Here is a 4,501-nt window from a genome sequence, read left to right on the forward strand (position 1 = left end):
GCCCGTAAGGCACTCCGCTGCGGTGACACCCCTCTAGGCGGGGTTCACAGAACCGTCAAACGCTTTTTTACAGTTTCGGGTCGGTTTTCGGAAAATTGGCCGGCGAGCGCTCAGTGGGCTTCGTGCCCGCACCAACGGGTCGTCGGAGATACAGAACGGACCCAAACCTAAGGCCAGCTCGGCGAACCGTACGCAATGAGCAGTTAGCGCCGCCGAGCGGCTCCACTGACTTGGGTGACGATTGCCGTCGACATGAACGACCAGTGCCGAACGCAACGATTGGGTTTCGCTCTCCGCTTCCGGCTTTGATGGAAACCGCGCGCAATCCCGTATCAACAGGTCGAGCGAACGAGACCCTCGGAGTAGCGGTCGATACTGCTGCCTAACGATGCTTTCGATCGTTCGCATGCGACACCTCTTCCGACAACGATCGCCCTGCCCCCGCTCACAGTAGACAATGATAGCGCTCTCTTTACTGTGTCCGCCAAGAACACGACACAGGGAGAGCGAGCATGAGTCGCATAACGAGCGTAACCGCCAGAGGCCTGTACGCGCGCGTCCCGTTTACCCGGATCGGCATGGTTGCCGCGCTGCTGATGGCGGCGCCCGTTTCTGCCCAGAACGACAAGATGGTGCCGATCGCAGCCCCTGCACAGTCGGACGCGGTCCAACTTGGGACCGGCAAGTTGCCCCGGTCAACCGCACCCGAAGCATGGCATAGTCAATATGGCAGCGTCTTCGTCCGCAACGTCACATTTGCCACGTTGACACCATTCCTGCCCGATCCGGCCATCGCGACCGGCACCGCCGTGATTGTTGCCCCGGGCGGTGGGTTCAAGACACTATCGATGCAGAACGAAGGGTGGGACGTTGCCCGTGCGCTGGCCGCCCAGGGCGTGGCGGCGTTCGTCCTGAAATATCGGCTGAACCCGACACCGGTCGCGATGCCGGCATTCGAGCGATCGATGGCCGAGATGTTCGCCCCCGGCCGGCAGCCGCCCCGCGCCCAGCCCGATGCGATGATCGCGGGCCTGGCGCCGCAGATTGCCGACGCGCGCGCCGCCTTTGCTTTGGTCCGGCAACGATCCGGCGAATGGCATGTCGACCCATCGCGCATCGGCATGATCGGCTTTTCCGCCGGGGCGATGCTGACGATGGCCACCACGATTGCCGGCGGCGATGCAAAGCCCGCGTTCATCGGCAATATCTATGGTCCGCTGGCAGCAATGCCGGTGCCAGCGGACGCGCCGCCGATGTTCGTCGCTCTGGCCGCCGACGATCCGTTCTTCGGTGCCGGCAAGTTCGAGCTAATCGAGAGCTGGCGCGCGGCAAAACGTCCGGTCGAGTTCCATCTGTTCGAACAGGGTGGCCATGGCTTCGGCATGTACCCAAAGCCTACCACGAGCACGGGGTGGTTCGAGGAATTCACCCGGTGGATGGCCATGCACGGCCTTCTTACACGAACGCGGTGATACTCTGCGGACCAGCACGCCGCTGGCAGGATGCGTCGAACGGAAATCCGATCGACGCATCTTGAACGCGATTATTGGCGTAGCACGCTCGGCGCTCGCCTGCTGGTCGTGCCGAATGAAGCGTTGGTGGAGGACATCGCCGCCTGGGTGCCGCGGATTGCCGCCCATGTCGGGCTCGCCTTCGAACCAGCAATGCTCGATTTTCATCGATTGAAGCGCCCGGTCGCGACCGCCAGCGTCGCGCAAGTCCGCGAGCCGCTGTATCGACGTGCGATCGGCGCCGCAGCCCCCTACGCAGCACGCATGACGCCATTCGTCGAAGCCTATGAGCGATCTCGCGCCGCGTTGGCGGCAGGGTCGTGATCGCGAGCATCCGCCCACGCCAGATCCCGCCGCGCGACCGCCTATTGGCGAAAAACCGATCCGTTCGCTGGGTTTATGCGCCCGCCGGTTGATCCGGCGGGCGTCATGATCACTTCAGCTCGAGCATCACCACCGACATGGGCGGCAGCGTTACCGCGAGCGTTCCACCACGCAATTGCGCGCCGTTGAACGCCGTCGGCGCGACCGCGTTGGGCGCGTCGAAGGTGTTGTGTGCGGTCATCGTCGGCGCGGTCAACACCTGACCGGTGACGGTTTGCGCGGTGACGCCGGGCAGCGCCGCGGAGACGCTCGTCGCCTTGTTCGGATCGAGATTGGCGAGCGCGATCCGCACCACGCCGTCCTTGCCGCGGACGGCCGACGCGCTGACCGACGGCATCGTCCACTGGTCCTTGTTGTACCAGGGCGACTTGATGTCGATCGGCAGGACGGTGCCGTCCATGTACGGCTTGTACATCGCGAACACGTGATAGGTCGGCGTCAGCACCATCTTGGCGCCGTCGGTCAGGATCATCGCCTGCAGCACGTTCACCATCTGCGCGATCGCGGTCATCTTCACGCGATCGGCATGCTTGGCGAAGATATTGAGGTTGATCGCGGTCACCAGCGCATCGCGCAGCGTATTCTGTTGGCGTAGGAAGCCGGGATTGGTGCCGGGGTCAGGCGCATACCAGGTGCCCCATTCGTCGACCGCCAGCCAGACCTTCTTCTGCGGATCGTATTTGTCCATCACCGCGCTGTGCTTGGTGAGCATCTCGTCCATCTTCAGCGTCTCGGCGAGCACGTGCGCCCACTCATCCTCGCCGAACACGGTTGCCGAGAGCTTGTGTTCCCAAGGCGCGGCCACCGTATAATAATGCATCGACAGCGCATCGACCTGGTCGCCGGCCTCGCGCATCATCGTCTCGGTCCACGCATAGTCGGCCGAGTTCGCCCCACTCGCGATCTTGGTGACCTTGGTGCCCGCCGGCGCCTTGATGAAGGTGGCGTAGCGCCGCGTGACGTCGGCGGCGTAGGGCGCGCGCATGTTGCCGCCACAGCCCCACAGTTCGTTGCCGATCCCGAAGAACGGCACCGCCCACGGCGCCTTGTGGCCATTCTTCGCGCGCTCGTCCGCCAGAGTACCGGCAGGCGAGGTCATGTATTCGACCCACTCCGCCATTTCCTGCGGCGTGCCGTTGCCGACATTGCCGGAGATATACGCCTGCGCGCCGATCTGCCCGACCAGATCCATGAACTCGTGCGTGCCGACCGCGTTGGGCTCGGTCACGCCGCCCCAGTTGGTGTTGATCTTGACCGGACGCTTGGTCTTGGGGCCGATCCCCTCGCGCCAGTGATATTCGTCGGCGAAACAGCCGCCCGGCCAACGCACCGCCGGTACCGCGATCCCGCGGAGCGCGGTGACGACATCGGTGCGGAAACCGCGGACGTTGGGGATCTTCGACTTTTCGCCAACCCACAGACCGCCATAGATGCCGGTGCCGAGATGCTCCGCAAACTGCGTGAAGATGTGGCGATCATAGGTCGGGCCGGGTGTATCGGCGTGGACGGTCACGGTTGCCGCCGCCGACATTGGCGCGTCCGCTGGCGCTGCGGTCTGTGGGGCGGTCTGTGCGGCACCGATGCCCGCAGTCGACAGCAGCAGCGCGGCGGCGAGGCCCTTGAGAGTCCGGGTCATTTTTGCCTCAATCATCGAAAGCCTCCACGGAATTGCGGGTGCCGCGCAGGAATGCGTCGGCGACGAGGGTGAACGGGGTCGTATCGACTTCGCTTCGGCCGCCGCGGATCAGCGCGGCGAAGCGGGCGTAGAGGCCGGGATATTCCTCGTCGTCGTTATGCACGGTGCCGGTCGGCAGGGTGAGCACCGCACCGCCCTTGGCGAGGCTGAGCGTGCCGGCATCGGTCTCGACGACGATGTCCCAGCTCTGCGGGCCGGTCTGGCGCCAATCGAGATCCATGCTGATCGGCGTACCCGAGGCGCTGCGGAAGGTCAGGTCGGCGGCGATCGGCGCGGCGCGGTTGGCGGGCGTCGACAGCGTCGCGGCGGTCAGGAAGAAGGGCTGCGGCAGGATTTCGGTCGCGATCGACAGCGCGTTGATGCCGGGATCGAACACGCCGAGCCCGCCCGGCTCCCAGATCCACGCCTGCCCCGGATGCCAGACGCGGACGTCCTCTCGCCAGACGATCGACACGCGCTCGATCTTACGCGCGGCGAGCCACGCCTTGGCCGGCGCGACCCCCGCCGCGAACCGCGAATGCCAGCCGGCGAACAGCGTCTTTCCCGTCTCGGCAGCCTGCGCTTGGAGCGCGTCAACCTCCGCCAGCGTCGCGCCGGGCGGCTTTTCGAGGAAGACGTGCACGCGCTTGGCGAGCGCCATGGAGGCCAACTCGTAGCGCACCTGTGGCGGCGTGCAGAGCGCGATCGCGTCGATCGCCGGACCATCGGCGAGCAACGCCTCCAGCGATTTGAAGTTGACGACACCCTCGACGCCCGGATCGCGCGGGCTGACGCTGGCGACGAACGCGAAATCGGCGTTGCCGGCGATCGAGGGTAGATGCTGGTCGCGGGCAATCTTGCCCATGCCGACGACCGCGATTCTGATAGCGGCCATGCTCAGAGTGCCTTCACGACGACGGGCTGCGGTTCG

4 protein-coding genes are annotated in these 4,501 nt (G+C 65.3%); 2 read left to right on the forward strand and 2 right to left on the reverse strand.

Annotated elements, in window-relative coordinates; translation table 11 throughout:
- Positions 1–512: 512 nt before the first annotated feature.
- Positions 513–1,472, forward strand: a complete 960-nt coding sequence (locus C8J40_RS19985) for an alpha/beta hydrolase (protein ID WP_132898525.1) — start codon at positions 513–515, stop codon at positions 1,470–1,472.
- A 30-nt stretch (positions 1,473–1,502) separates the two neighbouring features.
- A complete protein-coding gene (locus C8J40_RS19990) occupies positions 1,503–1,835 on the forward strand; it encodes a hypothetical protein (RefSeq protein ID WP_132898526.1) in 333 nt (110 codons plus the stop codon).
- 109 nt (positions 1,836–1,944) lie between these two features.
- On the opposite strand, the gene C8J40_RS19995 is transcribed toward C8J40_RS19990, so the two are convergent.
- Both C8J40_RS19995 and C8J40_RS20000 read right to left on the reverse strand, forming a co-directional pair.
- Positions 1,945–3,531 carry an alpha-L-arabinofuranosidase C-terminal domain-containing protein gene (locus tag C8J40_RS19995; protein ID WP_132898527.1) on the reverse strand — a complete coding sequence of 529 codons (1,587 nt, stop codon included), beginning with the start codon at positions 3,529–3,531 and terminating at the stop codon, positions 1,945–1,947.
- Between the two features lie 7 nt (positions 3,532–3,538).
- Positions 3,539–4,465: a Gfo/Idh/MocA family oxidoreductase gene (locus C8J40_RS20000; RefSeq protein ID WP_132898528.1), complete on the reverse strand. Its 927-nt coding sequence runs from the start codon at positions 4,463–4,465 to the stop codon at positions 3,539–3,541.
- Between the last annotated feature and the right edge of the window lie 36 nt (positions 4,466–4,501).

Origin of the sequence: Sphingomonas sp. PP-CC-3A-396, from assembly GCF_004343105.1 — a bacterium.
Taxonomy (GTDB): Bacteria; Pseudomonadota; Alphaproteobacteria; order Sphingomonadales; family Sphingomonadaceae; genus Sphingomonas.